At 64.1% G+C, this 15,832-nt stretch carries 13 protein-coding genes; all 13 read right to left on the bottom strand.

The window, feature by feature from the left end; all coding sequences use genetic code 11:
* Positions 1–25: 25 nt before the first annotated feature.
* The 13 genes from LOY22_RS22230 to alg8 all read right to left on the bottom strand — a co-directional run bounded on the left by LOY22_RS22230 (position 26) and on the right by alg8 (position 15,779).
* The gene (locus tag LOY22_RS22230) at positions 26–376 is read right to left on the bottom strand and encodes a thioredoxin domain-containing protein (protein WP_093379691.1); all 351 of its coding nucleotides are present in this window, start codon (positions 374–376) and stop codon (positions 26–28) included.
* An 85-nt stretch (positions 377–461) separates the two neighbouring features.
* Positions 462–926 (bottom strand): hypothetical protein, encoded by a 465-nt coding sequence (locus LOY22_RS22225; protein ID WP_045197219.1) that lies wholly within the window; start codon positions 924–926, stop codon positions 462–464.
* Between the two features lie 106 nt (positions 927–1,032).
* Positions 1,033–2,484 carry a mannose-1-phosphate guanylyltransferase/mannose-6-phosphate isomerase gene (locus LOY22_RS22220; protein WP_045197221.1) on the bottom strand — a complete coding sequence of 484 codons (1,452 nt, stop codon included), beginning with the start codon at positions 2,482–2,484 and terminating at the stop codon, positions 1,033–1,035.
* A 33-nt stretch (positions 2,485–2,517) separates the two neighbouring features.
* Positions 2,518–3,174 (bottom strand): alginate O-acetyltransferase AlgF, encoded by a 657-nt coding sequence (locus tag LOY22_RS22215; RefSeq protein WP_045197222.1) that lies wholly within the window; start codon positions 3,172–3,174, stop codon positions 2,518–2,520.
* A 13-nt stretch (positions 3,175–3,187) separates the two neighbouring features.
* Complete coding sequence (locus LOY22_RS22210) at positions 3,188–4,345, bottom strand: alginate O-acetyltransferase (RefSeq protein WP_093379696.1); 1,158 nt, start codon at positions 4,343–4,345, stop codon at positions 3,188–3,190.
* An 11-nt stretch (positions 4,346–4,356) separates the two neighbouring features.
* The gene (locus LOY22_RS22205) at positions 4,357–5,814 is read right to left on the bottom strand and encodes an MBOAT family protein (protein ID WP_195884985.1); all 1,458 of its coding nucleotides are present in this window, start codon (positions 5,812–5,814) and stop codon (positions 4,357–4,359) included.
* Positions 5,815–5,973: 159 nt separating this feature from the next.
* Positions 5,974–7,083, bottom strand: a complete 1,110-nt coding sequence (locus LOY22_RS22200; RefSeq protein ID WP_213603308.1) for a mannuronate-specific alginate lyase — start codon at positions 7,081–7,083, stop codon at positions 5,974–5,976.
* A 7-nt stretch (positions 7,084–7,090) separates the two neighbouring features.
* Positions 7,091–8,500 carry an alginate O-acetyltransferase gene (locus tag LOY22_RS22195; protein ID WP_258594821.1) on the bottom strand — a complete coding sequence of 470 codons (1,410 nt, stop codon included), beginning with the start codon at positions 8,498–8,500 and terminating at the stop codon, positions 7,091–7,093.
* 13 nt (positions 8,501–8,513) lie between these two features.
* Positions 8,514–10,079: a mannuronan 5-epimerase AlgG gene (gene algG / locus LOY22_RS22190; RefSeq protein WP_093379712.1), complete on the bottom strand. Its 1,566-nt coding sequence runs from the start codon at positions 10,077–10,079 to the stop codon at positions 8,514–8,516.
* An 18-nt stretch (positions 10,080–10,097) separates the two neighbouring features.
* Positions 10,098–11,579: an alginate export family protein gene (locus LOY22_RS22185; protein WP_093379717.1), complete on the bottom strand. Its 1,482-nt coding sequence runs from the start codon at positions 11,577–11,579 to the stop codon at positions 10,098–10,100.
* A complete protein-coding gene (gene algK, locus LOY22_RS22180; RefSeq protein ID WP_258594819.1) occupies positions 11,576–13,072 on the bottom strand; it encodes an alginate biosynthesis TPR repeat lipoprotein AlgK in 1,497 nt (498 codons plus the stop codon). Before algK ends, LOY22_RS22185 begins: the two co-directional genes overlap by 4 nt.
* Before the next feature lie 12 nt (positions 13,073–13,084).
* Positions 13,085–14,251: an alginate biosynthesis protein Alg44 gene (locus LOY22_RS22175; protein ID WP_093379721.1), complete on the bottom strand. Its 1,167-nt coding sequence runs from the start codon at positions 14,249–14,251 to the stop codon at positions 13,085–13,087.
* Between the two features lie 37 nt (positions 14,252–14,288).
* Positions 14,289–15,779: a glycosyltransferase family 2 protein gene (alg8, locus tag LOY22_RS22170; RefSeq protein WP_195884980.1), complete on the bottom strand. Its 1,491-nt coding sequence runs from the start codon at positions 15,777–15,779 to the stop codon at positions 14,289–14,291.
* Positions 15,780–15,832: the final 53 nt, after the last annotated feature.

Below are 15,832 nucleotides of genomic sequence, written 5' to 3'. Positions count from 1 at the left end.
GTCCTTGAGCAGTGGGGGTACTGGATCATAGTTCAGCAATCAGCGTTTTCAATGCATTTTCCAACCGATCGGTGCAAATGCCGGTCCAGAGCTGGCGTTGGCTTGCCCTGTCATACAGCAGTTGAGTGGGCACGTGGGTGACCTGGGTGTCGAGGGACAACGTTTGAAAGGCAGCGAATGTCAGCTGGTAGAAGTCAACCCGGTCCCGATAGCCGTTATCGGCCAGGGTTGTCACGTTGCGCTTGGCATCGGCACATGCCGGGCAGGTGTCCGAATACACCAGGATCACCACGGGCCTGGCCAGCGGTTGATGATGATTGATCCGTTCGAACAGTTGCTTGAACTGGTCCTGAACCGCTGGCGATGTATCGACCATGACCTTACTCCGCTAGGCAGTGAAGTACGCGGAGTCATTCAACAGGATTTTGCCGCTTGGGTAACCTGGCAAAAATACCAGGTGCTCAGTCGGCGAAGCTGCCTTGCAGGTGCTCGGCGCGGTAGTCGACGCTCTGTGGCCGGTAGCCGGAACGCAGTGGCGGCAACGGCAGGCACTCCTGCCAGCTGGCGCCGGGCTGCAGCTCGCCGGGGCCGCGGTAGCGCGGGGCGGCGTAGGTGTTCTCAGCGAGGTTGACAGTATCGCCCGGGGCATAGGCCGCGACCCGCCAGCGCAGCTCCACCAGTGGCACCGGGTTGCCGTTGTTGATGTGCACCTGCAGCGGGCGATCGGCCGGGCATTGCTCCGGGGCGTAGGTCAGGCGCAGCTCCAGGTGGGCCAGTTGCCTGGCTTCGCGGTTGTCCAGCCAGACCACCCACAACGCCACCAGGCCCAGGCCGAACAGTGCCGCCAGCGAAATCGGCAGGGCTTTGGCCGGGTAGCGCAGCAGCAGGACCAGCCAGGTGAGGATGAGCAGGGCGCCGATGAACATGGAGCGAACCTTGTGGGTGGGGGTGCTTTCATCCTAACCAAAAAGCATCGCGGGGCAAGCCCGCTCCCACAATGTGTAGGAGCGGGCTTGCCCCGCGATTGGGGTTTTACTGCGCGATGGTCTTGATCGAGATCCCGCGCTCGATCGGCGTCGAGCGTCCGTAGATATCTTCAAAGCGCTCGATATCGTCCTCGCCCAGGTAGCTGCCCGACTGCACTTCGATGATCTCCAGGGGGATCTTGCCCGGGTTACGCAGGCGGTGCACCGAAGCGATCGGGATGTAGGTGGACTGGTTTTCGGTGAGCAGGAACACGTTCTCGTCGCAGGTCACCTCGGCAGTGCCGGACACCACGATCCAGTGCTCGGCGCGGTGGTGGTGCATCTGCAGCGACAGGCTGGCACCGGGCTTGACGGTGATGTGCTTGACCTGGAAACGCCCGCCCATGTCCACCGAGTCGTACGAGCCCCACGGTCGGTACACCTCGCAGTGGTTCTGGGTTTCGCTGCGGCCTTGTTCGTTGAGGGTGTTGACCAGTTGCTTGACGCCCTGGACCTTGTCCTTGTGGGCAATCATCATGGCGTCCTTGGTCTCGACCACGACGATGTTCTCAAGGCCGATCACCGATACCAGCTTGCCGTTGCCGTGGATCATGCAGTTGTGGCTGTCCTGGACCACCACGTCGCCCTTGGTGACGTTGCCGTTGTGGTCTTTTTCATGCACATCCCACAGCGACGACCAGCAGCCGACATCGCTCCAGCCCGCCGACAGCGGCACCACGCAGGCGCGCTGGGTCTTTTCCATCACCGCGTAGTCGATGGAGTTGTCCGGGCAGCAGGCGAAGGTGGCTTCGTCGATGCTCAGGTTATCGCCGTCTTCCTCGCTGCGCTCCAGGGTCAGCAGACAGGTGTCGTAGATATCGGCGTCGTGCTTTTTCAGCTCTTCGAGGAAGCGGCTGGCGCGGAACAGGAACATGCCGCTGTTCCAGAAGTAGCCACCGGCCCGGACGAACTCGGCGGCGCGTTTTTCATCCGGCTTCTCGACGAACTGCGCCACCCGGCTGACGCCTTCGGGCAGCAGCACGTCCTGGCTCGACTTGATGTAGCCGTAGCCGGTTTCCGGCTTGGTCGCCGGCACCCCGAACAGCACCATCTCGCCGCGCTCGGCGGCCACGGTGGCCAGGGCCAGGGCCCGTTGCAGGGCTTTCTGGTCGTCGATCACATGATCGGCCGGGAGCACCAGCATCAGCTCGTCACGGCCTTCGTTGACCAGCTTCATCGCGGTCAGTGCCACTGCCGGCGCGGTGTTGCGCCCGAAGGGTTCCATGAGGATGCCCTGGGTTTGAAGTTTGAGGCTTTGCAGCTGCTCGCTGACGATGAACTTGTGGTCTTTGTTGCAGACCACGATGGGCGCGTCCATGCCGTCGAACACCAGGCGCGAGAGGGTTTGCTGGAACAAGGTGTGTTCACCGGTCAGGGCCAGGAACTGCTTGGGAAACTGCTTGCGCGACAGCGGCCACAGACGCGAACCGCTACCACCGGACAGAATGACTGGAATCATGGGTGTTCTCCAAAAATAGAAATAGGCAGGTGGTTAACGGGTGGATACCGGGCGCTTGACCCAGACCGGCGACAGGCTGCTGCCGGAACCGGTCACGTACAGCACCGCTGCTTCGCCGCGCTCCAGAGCCACAGGCTTCAGATCGCTGACTTTTTTATCGCCTTCATACAGCGCCAGGCTGACCTTGACTGGGTTGATCTCGCGCTCGCCACGGGCCTTGGCGGCCACCGGCTTGACCACTTCGGTCTTGCCGTCGGCGGTCTTCAGGGTCAGGGCCTGGCTACTGAGGTTCTGTACCCGCACCAGGGATTTCTGCTTGTTCTTGAACGGTGGCTCCTCGACCAGTTGCGGCTGGCCCGAGGCGTTGTTGACCAGGGTGTAGTAGTGATCGGCGGCGAGCTTGACCGGCAGGCTCTGGCTGCCGACCTTGGCGCTGTAATCGCCCTGGGGCATGAAGCTGAAGTCACTGCTGCCCTGGGCCGCCACTTCGCTGATCTGGGTGTTGCCGACGCTGGCGCTCACTGGCTGGGCGCCGGCGTTGTAGATGCGCACGAAGGTCGAGCCTTTCGGCGCGGTCGGGCCATACAGCGCGGCGTCGGCGCCGGCCAGGGCTTGCAGCGAGAGCAGGCTGAGGCCGGCGGCCAGGGCGCAGGCTTTGGCGATGCGCAGCTTTTGGGTATGCAAGGTCATGTGCGTTTCCTCTTCAGTTTTCCGTCCGATGGGACGACAGGGCCAGGTCTTGATTGGCATTGCGGGTTTTTTTCAGCTGCGCGATCCACTGCGGATCGAAAGCGCTGAGGTCGTTTTTCATTGGCAGATAACGTTCCGGGAACTCCCAGATCAGTACTTGCGGCGCGCTGTTCTTGAAGGCGTCGGTTTGCAGGTACTTGAGCATCGGCAGCAGTGGGCCATGGCCGTCTTCGGCGTAATTGACCACGTCGCTGCGCAGCGCTTGCTGCAGGGCTCCGAGGAAGTTCCAGTTGGGGTTGGCGCTGTAGCTGGTGCCGATCAGCGCCACCGGGATTTCACTGTCGGCGAACAATGCATCGCCGCTTTCACCTTCAGCCTCGGCCGGGCGGGTGCTGCGTTTTTGCAGGCTGTCCGGCGGCGGCAGCAGGTTGCTGAACAGCGGGTCGAGCGGCAGGAAGTTGGTCAAATCGCCCTTGTATGGCGCGCTCTGGCGTTGTTCGGTGACGAACTGCTGGGGCTCGCCGTTGAGCAGGGTCTGGCGCGCCACGGCGGCGGCCAGGTGCTGGGCAACCACTTCGGCGCCCATCGGCGTCCAGTGGGTGTCGGTGCGCAGGAACACCTGGCCACGGGCTTTGGCCTCTTGCAGCGGCGCCAGCAGGTCGGGGGCGAACACGCCGGCCTGGCGGGCCTGGGCGTGGAACTCGTTGTACAGGTCGGTGTGCAGGCTGGCCGGGGTCTGTTCGCCGACATACTCCGGATACAGCCGCGCCTTGGCCGGCACAATCGCCAGCACCAGTTGCACGCCGTGTTGCTGCAGGGTGTCGCGCACACCGCGGATCAGCGCCAGGTTCTCTTGTTCGTACTGGTCGCTGTTGGCCACCGGCTTGAACTCCTCGTCACTGAACAGCCAGTGCTCGCGGCCCAGCACCACGCCCGGGCGGCCTTCGTTGAACAGTTTGAAGTCCAGCGCCGCCCACAGGTTGGTGCCGATGCGCTTGAGCGGGAACTGCTCGTCGTAGTGGGTTTCGGCGGCCTTGGCCAGTTTGCCGTCGAGGGCGCTCATCTGCGCAGTGCGCTGGAAGCTGCCCAGGCCGCCCAGCGACCACAGGCCCAGGCCCAGCAACAGGGCGAGGAACAGCAGGGCGTAGAGTTTGCGTAAATGTCGGGTCATGGTCGGCTCGCTCAGAACTGGAAGTAGAGGAACGGCGAGTAGCTTTGCGCCGAGAGCTTGAGGATCGAGGCCACGAACAGCAGCAGCACCAACGCGCGGGTGGCGTACAGGCCCCAGTCCAGGCTCAGGCTGCCGTCGGCATGCACGGCCACCGGGCTGGCCTTGGGCGCGGGCCTGGCGTTGCGATAGAAGTCGCGCAGGCCGAAGTACGCCAGAGTCACGTAGGCCAGCACCAGGGTTGCCACTTGCAGGCCGGTGAGGCTGGCGCGGTTGAGCTCCGACAGTTGCCAGTCACCGAAGCTGAACATGGCGCCGTACATGCGTGCGGCGACGTGCAGGTTTTCGGCGCGGAAGATCACCCAGCCCATCACCACCAGCAGGAAGGTGAAGGCCCAGCGCACCAGGTTGAATCGCTGCGGCGCGGCGTTGATGCCCAGGGCCCGCTCGATCGCCAGCCACATGCCATGCCAGGCACCCCAGACGATGTAGGTGAAGTTGGCGCCGTGCCACAGGCCGCCCAGCAACATGGTCAGGAACAGGTTGCGGTAGGTGGCGAAGGTGCCGCCGCGGTTGCCGCCCAGGGTGATGTACAGGTAGTCGCGCAGCCAGGTCGACAGGCTGATATGCCAGCGCCGCCAGAACTCGGTGATCGACTGGCTGATGTACGGCTGCTTGAAGTTCTCCATGAAGCGAAAGCCCATCATCAGGCCCAGGCCGATGGCCATGTCGCTGTAGCCGGAGAAGTCGAAGTACAGCTGCGCGGTGTAGGCCAGGGCGCCGAGCCAGGCGTCGCCGGTGCTCGGGTTCTGCAGGGCGAAGCAATGGTCGGCGACCACCGCCAGGGTGTCGGCGATGAACACCTTCTTGATGAAGCCCTGCATGAAGCGCGTGCAGCCTTCGGAGAACTTGTCGAGGGTGTGGGTGCGGTGGTTGAACTGGTCGGCCAGGTCCTTGAAGCGCAGCACAGGGCCGGCGATCAGGTGCGGGAATATCGCCACGAAGGCGGCGAAGTCGATCAGGTTGCGGGTCGCCGGGGTGTCGCCGCGGTACACGTCGATGATGTAGCTGATCGACTCGAAGATGTAGAACGAGATACCGATCGGCAGCAGCACATGGGTGAGGATGAACGGCTCAAGGCCGAACGAGGTCATGATCGCGTTGATGCTGTCGACGCCGAAGTTGGCGTACTTGAAGTAGCCGAGGATGCCCAGGTCGACCGCAACCCCCAGCAGCAGCCAGCGCTGGGCCGGCTTGCTGCGCACGCCGGCGGCGCCGACTTTCAGGCCGATCCAGTAGTTCCACAGGGTGACCCCGGCAAACAGCGCCAGGAAGTCCACCCGCCACCAGGCATAGAACACGTAGCTGGCCAGCAGCAACAGGGCGTTGCGATAGCGTTGCCCGCTCAGGTAGTACAAGCCGAGAAAGATCGGCAGGAACAGGAACAGAAACACGTTGGATGAAAACACCATCCCGATCTCTCCTTGTCGTTAGCAACCGGGGCAGCAGCCCCCCAAACCCCCCATGTCGGAACGCGGGGGGCAGTGTTTAAAGCATCGCGGGTCAAGCCCGCTCCCACAGGGTTCGCCGCGCTCCTGTGGGAGCGGGCTTGACCCGCGACAGGTCCTAGCTCATTTCTTTTGCTCGGCCTGCGGGTCATAGACCCGGGTCAGGTCGCCGCCCAGGCGGAAGCTCTTGAACGGCTGCATGTCGTGCTTGCGCCCGAGCACGTCGCTGTTGCAGCTGTAGAGGCTGCACCAGGGCTCGAGCCAGGCGTATTTGCTGTCGATCTTGAGGTCGTCCATGTCCTGTTTCTCGCCGTTCTTTGCCTTGAACGGGCTCGGGTCTTTCGAGCCCGACAGCACCCGCTCACCCAGGCGCTTGAGCGCGCCGTTGTTTTCCGGGCGCACATCGACACCATTGGCCTGGGCGAAGCTTGCGATCATCGCCAGCGGCGGCAGGGCGTAGTTGTGGTAGGCCAGGGCGCGCTGCTTGCGCTTGAGCTCGTTGGGCAAGAAGCCCTGGGCGTCGACCTGGTTGGCGGCCACGCGGTATTCCTTGATCGACCAGTCGAACAGGTCGCGGCGGTCGGTGGCGACGGCGGTGGCCATCACCGACCAGGCCGCCCAGTAGGAGTGGTTGTTGATCTTCTCCAGCGGCAGGTCGCTCCAGTCCTTGATCACCTGGTCGGCCAGGCGCCCGAACCATTTCTCGATCAGTTCGGCCTGTTGTTGGTGCGCCGCCAGCGGCTGGGAGTTGGAGAACTTCAGGCGCAGCCAGGCCGAGCTGAGGCTGCCCAGCGCCCATTTGCGCATCGACTTGCCGGTGTGGTTGTAGTCGGTGGACATCAGCGCATTGGCGCTGGCCCAACTGCTCAGCCACTCCAGGGTGCAATCGAGCTGTTGCGGGCGGCCATCGCGCATGTACTGCATGACCTGTTTACTGACCCCGCGCTCGAGGGTGGTGATGCTCGCGGTGGAGTCGCGGAAGGCCTTTTCCGAGGCTTTGTTCAGGGTTGCGCGGGCCTTGTCCGAGCCTTCGTACTTGCTGCGAAACTGCAGCTTGTCGGTGTAGGGCGTGGGGATGGCTGCGCATTTGAAGTCACTGTCGCCGGTCTTGAGTTTTTCGATCCCGGCGTAATAGCCCTGGGGAGGGACCAGCCCGGCGGCGTGCGCGGCCGGGCCGAACAGGGCCAGCGCCAGTGCGAGTGCTGCTACAGGGGATGTGCTGAAATTTTTCATAGGCGCCTCACTTTCGTTTGCACAGCGTGGCTTCGACTTTCTGGCTGCCGCTTTCCGGCCCCTGGACTTCGACGGCGAGCAGGGTCTGGGCGGCCCAGTCCTCATCCTCGCGCAGCTCGAAGGCAAAGCGGCCATCGGTGTCGGCGGTTTCCGGCTTCTCGATCTTCAGGTCTTCGTGGCGGCCGTTCAGGTACCAGAGGGTGGCTTGCAGGGTCTTGACCGACTTGTCTTCGAACTGGATATCCAGTTGGTGACGGCCATTGGTCAGGTCCTTGATCACGCCGTTACGGCCGTTGACCATCAGCTCGTTCTTGCCCGGCTTGAGCGCGGTGCTGGCGCTCATCTGCGCAGGCTTGCCTTCGCAGCCGTTGTCGACCAGGGCGAGCATCTGTCGCCAGATGGTTTCCTGGTCGAGGCGGTACAGCGGCGAGAATTCCCAGATGAGGATCTTCGGCGGGTTGTTCTGGAAGTCTTCGCTGCCCAGGTACTGGATCATCGAGCCTTCCAGGCCGCCGCCGGGGAAGGCGACGTTGAGCACGTCGGCGCCGATGTACTGCTCAAGGAAGCCCGAGAAGTTGTAGTTCTTGCCGCTGTGGCTGGTGCCGACCAGGGTGATCTGCGGGTTGCCGGAGTCGCCGAACAGGTCGTCGCTGCCGCTCTCGCCCTTGGGCTCGGTGACGAACTGGTCCATGTACTGCACTGCATAGCTGGTGCCGCACAGCTGCCCGGCGACGTTGTGCAGGGTGCCGGTCTTGCCCATGCGCCCGGACTTGTGGCTCTCGAACTCACGCTTGGGTACGTCGGCGAAGGCCGGCATCTTGTGCACGCTGTCGGCGACGATTTTTGCCGCGCGCTCGGCGCCGTACGGGGTCCAGTGCTGGTCGCCACGGAAGTAGAAGTCCTTGCCCTGGTCGGCCGCAGCCAGTTGTTCGTTGGTCAGCGGCGACAGGTCGGGCACGGTGTAGCCCATCTGGCTGAAGCGCCCGAGCATGGCCTGGTAGTTGTGCAGCGCCTTGGCGTAATTGAACGCGGCCTTTTCGGCCGGCTTGAGCATGTTGCGGTTCACCAGGCCGCGGGTCGGCTGGTAGACGATCACCAGTTCCACGCCCTTGGCCTTGAACGCATCGTGCAACTGCTGCAGGCGCCGGTAGCCGGCCGGGGAGGTGTCGAATTCGGTGCGCAGGTCTTCGCGGGTGCGAAACAGCCAGTCGCCCTGGGCTTGCACCAGGGTGGTGAAGTTCTGCTGGTAGCGGGTGGTGTAGCGGCTGGCGTCGTGGGCCTGCGGGCACAGTTGGCAGCACGGCTCGGCGGTGAAGTCCGGTGCCTGGACCTGTTCGGCCGAGGCGCCGGCGCTGATGGCCAGCAGGGCAGTGGCGAGGCCGCAAAGGCTCAGCAGCTTGGTCAGTTGTGGTTGCATAGGATTGGCTTCCTCAGTCCAGCATTTCGGTCTGGCGCTCGACCGGATCGATCAGCACGGCTTTGCCCTGGCGCACCATCAGGTCGAGAATCTCGTCCTGGCGATCGCCCAGTACTCCGGAAAAACTGATGCCGCTGGCCTTGCTCGGCGCCAGCATCGACACCCGGTACAGCTCCACGCTCAGCGGCGAATCGATCGACAGCGGGCCGCTGCCGTTGGCCGCCAGCTCACCGCCGACGACGATTAGCGAGACCTTGGTGTCGAACGGGTCGAGGGCGATGTCGCGGTCGGTCTCGGACAAGTCCTTGATGTGCCCGTAGACGCCTACCAGGCCGTTGGCCATGGCGACGTTCTCGTACAGGCGGATGTTGACGCTGTTGCGCACGCGAATGCCGTGGCGGCGGTTACTGATCAGCTTGTTGCCCCAGATCAGGTTGTCACCGCTCTCGTACAGGGTGATGCCGTCCGTGTGGTTGCGGTAGATCTCGTTGTAGGCGATCAGGTTGTTGACGCTGTTACGGTCGATGACCACGCCCGAGAGCTTGTTGTCGTAGCTCTTGTTGTTGATGATCCAGCTGTCGTTGACCTCGCGTGAAACGATGATGCCGTGCTTCTTCTTGGTCCCGTACACGGTGTTGCCGGCGATGATCAATCGGTGCGAGCGGTCGTGGGGGTCGATGCCGTAGACGATGTTGTCGCGGTAGGTGCTGTCCTTGACCACGAAGTCGCTGGTTTCGTAGCAGTAGAAGCCGTACCACATGTCGCTGAACTCGGAGCCGATGATCCAGCCGGTGGGTTCCGGGCGGCCCATCTGCTTGGCCATGTTCGGTGTGTACTGAGAAATGCTCACGCCGTAGGACTTGCTCTTGGCATAGCCGAAGCTGGCCATCTTGCTGTTGACGATGTAGGTCTCAGTGCCGCCCCACGACAGCAGGAACGGGCGGAATTCCTTCGGCGAGCGGAAGGTCGCCGGGCCGTTGTCTTTCTCGCGCCAGCCAGTCACCCGGGTGTCGCTGACGAACAATTTGCCGTCGTTGACGATGAACGCGCCACCCTCCTGGGACAGGCGCAGTTCCTTGACCTTGGCGTCGATCTCGAGCACGCCTTTTTGCCCGACCACGATCGGCAGGCGCGCCAGGTACACGCCCGGCGCGGTTTCGCGCAGGTACTGGGCGGGCACCTGCTTGCTCAGCTCGGTGAAGTTCACATGGCCGTCGTCGATGAAGATCGCCTGGGGAATGCCATGCTGGCGCGCCACCCATTCGGCCATCTTGTTGTCGCCGCCGATGAACTCCTTGAGGCTGTTTTCCTGGAGCATGCGCCGCACCGAGACCTTGCCCTTGTGCGAGCGGTCGATCTTTTTCTGCACCGCTTGCGCGCTATAGCCGGACAGGTCGGGCAGGGTCGGCGCCGGGATCTGCAGCGGCTCGATCGGCGCGCTGCTGACCGTGTAGGTCTTGGCCTGCTGCAGCTCCTTGGCCACCGGCGTCGGCGCCTGGCCGTTGGCCAGGGCGATGCTGCTGGCCAGCAGCAGGGTGCCGGCCAATAAGGCGTGGAGCTTGTTCGGTTGATGGCTCATTTGATTGCACCCCAGGCGTCAGAAGCGCCAGATCACGTCGACGAAAGCGCGGTGCATGTAGGAGTCCGCTTCCTTGCCATAGGCATCACCGGGCTTGAACACGCCGCCACGAAAGCGCACCAGTGCCGACGGCTCGTCGATCGACTGGCTCAGTGCCGCCGGCAACAGGCCCTGCTTGAAGTACTTGGTGACCACCAGGTCCATCTCCTGGCCGAGGTCTTTCTCGCCCTGGATCAGCGGCCGGTTGATGCCGTTGTCCTCGACCACGGCATTGATACCGCTGCTGCCGATGTTCTGGTCGCCATCGACGCGCCAGAACTTGTGGTAGATCAGGCTGGCGTCGTAGTCGTCGCGCAGTTGCCAGGAGGTGAACAGGGTCGCCGCCTGGACATTGCCCAGTTCGCCACGGAAGGCCTCGCCGAAGCGGTGTACGCGCGAGCGGGTGCCGGTGAAGTTGGAGCGGTTGCTCTCAAGGCCGGTCTGCTCGTAGTTGCCTGAACCGTCGCTACCACCGCCGCCGCTGCCGCGGGCATAAGCGGCGCCGACCTGCCAGTTGGGATCGAGGCGCAGGCGGATACCGAGGTCGGTGGCCCAGGCATTGACGTCGCCGCTCTGCTTACCGCTGGCCACTTGCTCGCCGTTGACCGTGGTGGTGTTGAGGCTGTCGCGATCGCCGCTCAGCCAGGTCAGGCTGCCCCAGTAGTTGACGCGGTTCTGGTTGCGCCAGTTATAGGCGTCGCTGTTGGCTTCCAGTCCCAGCCAGGTGAGGTCGCCGGTGCGGGTCTTGTCCAGGGCGTCGACGGTTTCGCCGGGATTTTTCAGCTTGCCGTCGTCGTGGGTGTGGTGGGCGCGCAGGCCGACCCAGTGCCCGGGCGTCCACTGCGTGGCAACGTCGCCGTAAATGTGCAGGCGGTCCTTGTCTTCCGGCGCCAGCTCGGTGAGGTCGGTACGGTACTCGCTGAAGCGCTCGGCCACGCCCAGGTTGGCGCGCAGCAGGGTGGTGTCGAAGGTCCAGTTCAGCGCTTCGATGTTGGTGTCGCGCCACATGCCGTCGTCGTTGCGCAGGCGTTGGCGGCCAAAGCGCAGTTGCTCGCCGGGGTAGGCGGTCAGGCCGCTGTAGCCGACCCAGAACTCGCGCATGGCCAGGTAGCTTTTATCGGCTTCGCGGCCATGGGCGCGGCCGCTGTCGGACTCGGCCTCATCGCCGGACTGGCGCAGGGTGTCGGTCTCGATGATGTCGCTGGCGGCCACCGCCTGGCCCATGGCAAAGGCGCTCCAGTTGCCGCGCTCGCCGTACACCCAGGGGCGCAGGTCCAGGCCCAGGCCGTTGACGTCGCCGCCGGAGCGGGTACCCAGGTCGCGGTCGTCTTCGGACTGGCCGGTGATCTTCACGTCCAGGCCGAAGTTCTTTTCAGCGGTCATTGCCGCCAGGGTCGGGCACGACCAGAGCAGGGCGAAGCCCAGGCCTACGCCTGCTTTCATCCACGGATTGAGTGTCATAGGGAGTCCTCGCCTTGTTCGGGTTGCGCTTGGGCCTGCAGGGCCAGGGCATCGGCACCCGGGCCCATGGCGCCACGGGCCTGGCGCTCTTGCTGCAGCAGGCGCTCGGCCTGGGCTTTTTGCGCGGGAGTGAGTTGCTGGTCGAGCTGGGCGGCCAGCTCGCGCGACTGATCGCTGGGGTTGGCTTGCGCCAGTTGGCTGAACACCCAGGCGTTGACCAGGTCCTGGCGAATGCCGTGGCCTTCGCTGAACAACTGGGCCAGGGCGTAGTCGGCGCTGAGCTGGCCGCCGCGGGCAGCGCTGAGCAGATGATCGACGGCCTTTTGCGGGTCAACGCTGCCCAGGTAACCGCGGCGATACAGCTGGCCCAGGTAGTAATGGGCGCTGACTTCGCCGGCGTTGGCGGCGCTGAGCAAATGAGTTTCGGCCTGCTGCGCATCGGCCGGCACGGTCTTGCCTTCGTAGTACAGGCGGCCTAGCAGCAGTTCGGCGCGCGGTTGTTCGGCGGCGCGGCCCTTGTCGATGTATTCCATCAGCTTGTCGGTGTCGCCAAGCTCCGGGAAGTCGTTGAGCAACTGCGCCAGGCTGACCCAGGAACCGGGGTTGACCGGCGCCACCTGCTCAAGCAGGGCCTGGGCGGTTTTCTCGTCAGTCTGGCCGAGGCTGCGGTCGGCCAGGACGCGGGCCACGCTGTCGACCCGGGTGGCCGGGATTGCACCGCGCTGGTAGGCGCTTTTGACTTGCTCGAGCAGCGCCGCTTGCTGCTCGGGCTGGGCGCGCTTCTGGTAGACGGTGGCCAGTTCCACGTAGCAGATGTCAGTGCTGCTCAGCGCCGCTTTGCAGATGCGCTCGACCTCGTCCAGGTGCTGGTCGTAGCTGTCCTGGGTGCGGTACAGCAGGATCTGGGCCAGGCCGGCTTCGGGGTAGCCGGCGCTGCGCCACGTGTCGATCTGCTGCTGGGCGTTGGTGCCGGGGAAGCTCTGCGGGTATTGCAGGTAGAGCATCGCCAGCGGGATCAGGGTGTTGCCCTCGCCATTGGCGAAGGCTTTTTTCAATAGGGTTTCGGCTTCCTGGCGCTCGGCTTCGCTGGCGTCCGGCTTGGCCGCCAGCAAACGGCCGAGGCGGGCCTGGGCGCGCGGCGAGATATCAGCGGCGGCGCGGTAGGTGGCTTCGGCCTCCTTGAGCTTGGCCGGGTCGCGGGTTTCCACCTGGATATCGGCGAGGCCCACCTGGGCTTCGCTGTAACCGAGGTCGGCGAGCTGGCGGTAGTTCTGTTCGGCCAGGGCGGTGTCGCCGCGCTTGAGCGCTTCATTGGCCAGGCGCTGGTCGGGCAGGCCGGCACAACCGGCCAGGCTGATGGCCAGGGCCAGGCCGAGAAGGGTGCCACTGTGGGAGCGGGCTTGCCCCGCGATCGAGCACAACGCTTTGGGGAATTGAGGGGCTTCATCGCGGGGCAAGCCCGCTCCCACAGTTGGGGTGTTGAGCATATTCATGGGCAGATCCTCTTAGAGCCCACGGGCCACGGCTTTATCGATCAGCCAGTCCAGCGACGGGCCTCGATTGCTGTCTACCGCCACCGGGCGGCCGGCCAGTTCGCTGGGCAGCGATTCGTCCGGCTTGATCTGCACGCGGATGTCCGAGGACAGGTCTTCGCTGTTCAGGCTGCTACTGCTGACGATCTGCCCGGTACGGGTCTGCTCTTCGCCAGCGACGGTGAAGTGCACGCGCGAGCCTGGTTTGACGTCGTCGAACTGGCGGTAGCTGAAGCGCGCTTCGACCGTGGGAATGGTGGTGCGCGGGACCAGCTGGAAGATCACCTGGCCCTTGCTTGCATACTGGCCGTCATCCACCAGCTGGCGGGCGACCACGCAATCGCAGGGGCTGGTCAGGGTGCCGCTCATCTGTTTGCCGAACAGCTCCTCGACCTTGGCCGGCTCCAGTTGCTGGTCATCCAGGTGGCCCTTGAGCATGTCCAGCATGCTGGTGCTGAACGAGGCCAATGGCGCGCCCTTGACTACCTGGCCGCCGCTCTCCACCAGGCCCTGCACGGTGCCGTCGCGGGGCATGGTGACGTTGCTGGTCGGCACGCTGACCACCCCGGCCTGGGCATGGCTGACGAAGTACAGGCCGTATACCGACTTGGCGATAAAGCCGAAGGCGGCAACGCCAACCACGAACACGCCGAGGCTGAAGGTCACCGCCCGCAAGCGGCCGAAGGCGCTCATGCCGCCGCTGGCGTCTTTCTGTTTGCGCGCCTTGGTGAAGTTGTCGCGCTGCAGGGTACTGAGTACGTCGCCGATGGTGATCAGTTCGCCCGACAGGTGCGAGGTGATGATGTGGCGCAGGGTGGCGATGTCGCGGGGTTCGAGGTTCTGGAACTGCACGCCGGCGCGGCCGCTGGAGGGGTCGAAGGAGCGCACCTGGAACTCGATGTCCATCGCCAGGCCGAGCTTGTCGACGGTGAACTGCAAGCGCCCGCGCAGCACTTCGCCGACTTTCAACGGGTGCTTGGCATGGAAGCTCAGGCCGCCGGCGGAAAGGTCGTCGACCTTCACTTCGAGGGTTTCGCGGTTCTCCCCCAGGTAGCGCAGCTTGGCCGGGATGCGTACCCGGGCGTGCTGGCGCTGGGCTTCGGACTCATGCACGACATTGACGTTCACGGCGGTATTCATGGCGATTTGTTCCTGTTTAATCCAATCGGGTTCCGGCTCACACGACCATGAACAGCACAGCAATGAAGATGCTGGCCGCCGAGAAGGTCATGGTCCGGGAGGACCAGGTGTTGAACCATTGTTGAAAGCTGGCGAGGTCGCGCTTGAGGGCAGTGGGCTGGCGGGTCCAGGACTGCTTGTCGAGGCGGAAGAACACGTAGATCTTCATGATCGCGCCGACGATCTGGTTGTAATAAAGAATCAGCGGGTAGGCCGGGCCGATGTTGTGGCCCGAGCACAACAGCATCAGGGTCAGGATCAGCCGGGTGATGCCGATCCACAGCAGGTACACCAGCAGGAACGCCGGGCCGAACTTGAGGCTGGCGATCACCGCGACGGTCAGGCCCAGCAGGCTGGTCCACATCGACACGCGCTGGTCGAACAGCACCACGCTGGTGAACAGGCCCAGGCGGCGGATGCCCAGGCCCAGGGCGCGGGAGTTCTGCCGCAGGTTGTTGCCGTACCAGCGGTACATCAGTTTGCGGCTGGCCTTGATGAAGCTCTTTTCCGGCGGGTGCTCGACCGTGTTGATCGCCGCGTCCGGCACGTAGAAGGTGTCGTAGCCCAGGCGCATGAGGCTGAACCAGCTCGACTTGTCGTCGCCGGTGAGGAACTTGAAGCGGCCCAGGCGCCAGTGCTGCAGCGAGTCGTTCTCGACGTCGGCGATGAACTCGGGGTTGGTCACCACGGCGGCGCGGAACACCGACATGCGTCCGGTCATGGTCAGCACGCGCTTGGACAGGGCCATCGAGCACATGTTGATGTGGCGCTGGGCGAAGCGCAGCTTGTGCCACTCGCTCATGATGTAGCCGCCACGCACTTCACAGAATTCGTTGGTGGTCAGGCCACCGACATTGCCGAACAGCTTGAACCAGGGCACGGTCTTGCGCACCACGCCTTCGCCGAGCACGGTGTCGCCATCGATCACCGCGACCACGGCGTTTTCATCCGGCAGGTGGCGGGAGATGGCCCGAAAGCCGTAGGCCAGGCCGTCGCGCTTGCCGGTACCGGCAATGCGCACGAAATCGAGGGTCACGCGCTGCGGCGGGTTGTATTTCTCCCACAGGCTTTTCACCAGCAGTTCGTCGGACATTTCCACCAGCGAACAGACCACAGTGGTCGGGTAGCCGCAGTCGATCGCTTCGCGGATCACCGAGCTGTAGACCTGGGCGGTGGTCAGGGCATCGATGCGAAAACTGGTGACCATCAGGTACACATGAGACGGGTCGGCGGCGCTACCGAGCTTGCGCACCTTGCGCCGCAGGTAGGGGTAGACCAGGTAGAGAAACAGCATGCCGCGGACAAAGTGCGTGGCACCCATGGAATAGCGCCAGATGCCGACGGCGCCGACCAGGAAAATGAAGTCCTTCGAGTCGGGGTCGAAAATGGAGTTGGGCAAGGCCAGGGCGATCAACATGAGCAGGCTCACGTAGAACAGCCAACCGGCGACCTGTAGCAGGCCGTGCTTGAGCCTGTGCATGTTCTGCATCCGTATCGAATGGAAGGGGCGTTGATGGCGCGCGGGGCCGGGCGGCCCCGCGC

This window comes from Pseudomonas sp. B21-035, from assembly GCF_024748945.1.
Lineage (GTDB): Bacteria > Pseudomonadota > Gammaproteobacteria > Pseudomonadales > Pseudomonadaceae > Aquipseudomonas.
Note: the sequence above shows the minus strand (reverse complement) of the source record. Positions and strands in the feature narration are given on the sequence as shown.

Coding starts and splice junctions, on each gene's coding strand:
- alg8 (WP_195884980.1), bottom strand. CDS start 15,779: ATGCAGAACATGCACAGGCTCAAGCACGGCCTGCTACAGGTCGCCGGT.
- LOY22_RS22225 (WP_045197219.1), bottom strand. CDS start 926: ATGTTCATCGGCGCCCTGCTCATCCTCACCTGGCTGGTCCTGCTGCTG.
- LOY22_RS22220 (WP_045197221.1), bottom strand. CDS start 2,484: ATGATTCCAGTCATTCTGTCCGGTGGTAGCGGTTCGCGTCTGTGGCCG.
- algK (WP_258594819.1), bottom strand. CDS start 13,072: ATGAATATGCTCAACACCCCAACTGTGGGAGCGGGCTTGCCCCGCGAT.
- LOY22_RS22230 (WP_093379691.1), bottom strand. CDS start 376: ATGGTCGATACATCGCCAGCGGTTCAGGACCAGTTCAAGCAACTGTTC.
- LOY22_RS22185 (WP_093379717.1), bottom strand. CDS start 11,579: ATGACACTCAATCCGTGGATGAAAGCAGGCGTAGGCCTGGGCTTCGCC.
- LOY22_RS22205 (WP_195884985.1), bottom strand. CDS start 5,814: ATGGTGTTTTCATCCAACGTGTTTCTGTTCCTGTTCCTGCCGATCTTT.
- LOY22_RS22210 (WP_093379696.1), bottom strand. CDS start 4,345: ATGACCCGACATTTACGCAAACTCTACGCCCTGCTGTTCCTCGCCCTG.
- LOY22_RS22195 (WP_258594821.1), bottom strand. CDS start 8,500: ATGCAACCACAACTGACCAAGCTGCTGAGCCTTTGCGGCCTCGCCACT.
- algG (WP_093379712.1), bottom strand. CDS start 10,079: ATGAGCCATCAACCGAACAAGCTCCACGCCTTATTGGCCGGCACCCTG.
- LOY22_RS22175 (WP_093379721.1), bottom strand. CDS start 14,251: ATGAATACCGCCGTGAACGTCAATGTCGTGCATGAGTCCGAAGCCCAG.
- LOY22_RS22200 (WP_213603308.1), bottom strand. CDS start 7,083: ATGAAAAATTTCAGCACATCCCCTGTAGCAGCACTCGCACTGGCGCTG.
- LOY22_RS22215 (WP_045197222.1), bottom strand. CDS start 3,174: ATGACCTTGCATACCCAAAAGCTGCGCATCGCCAAAGCCTGCGCCCTG.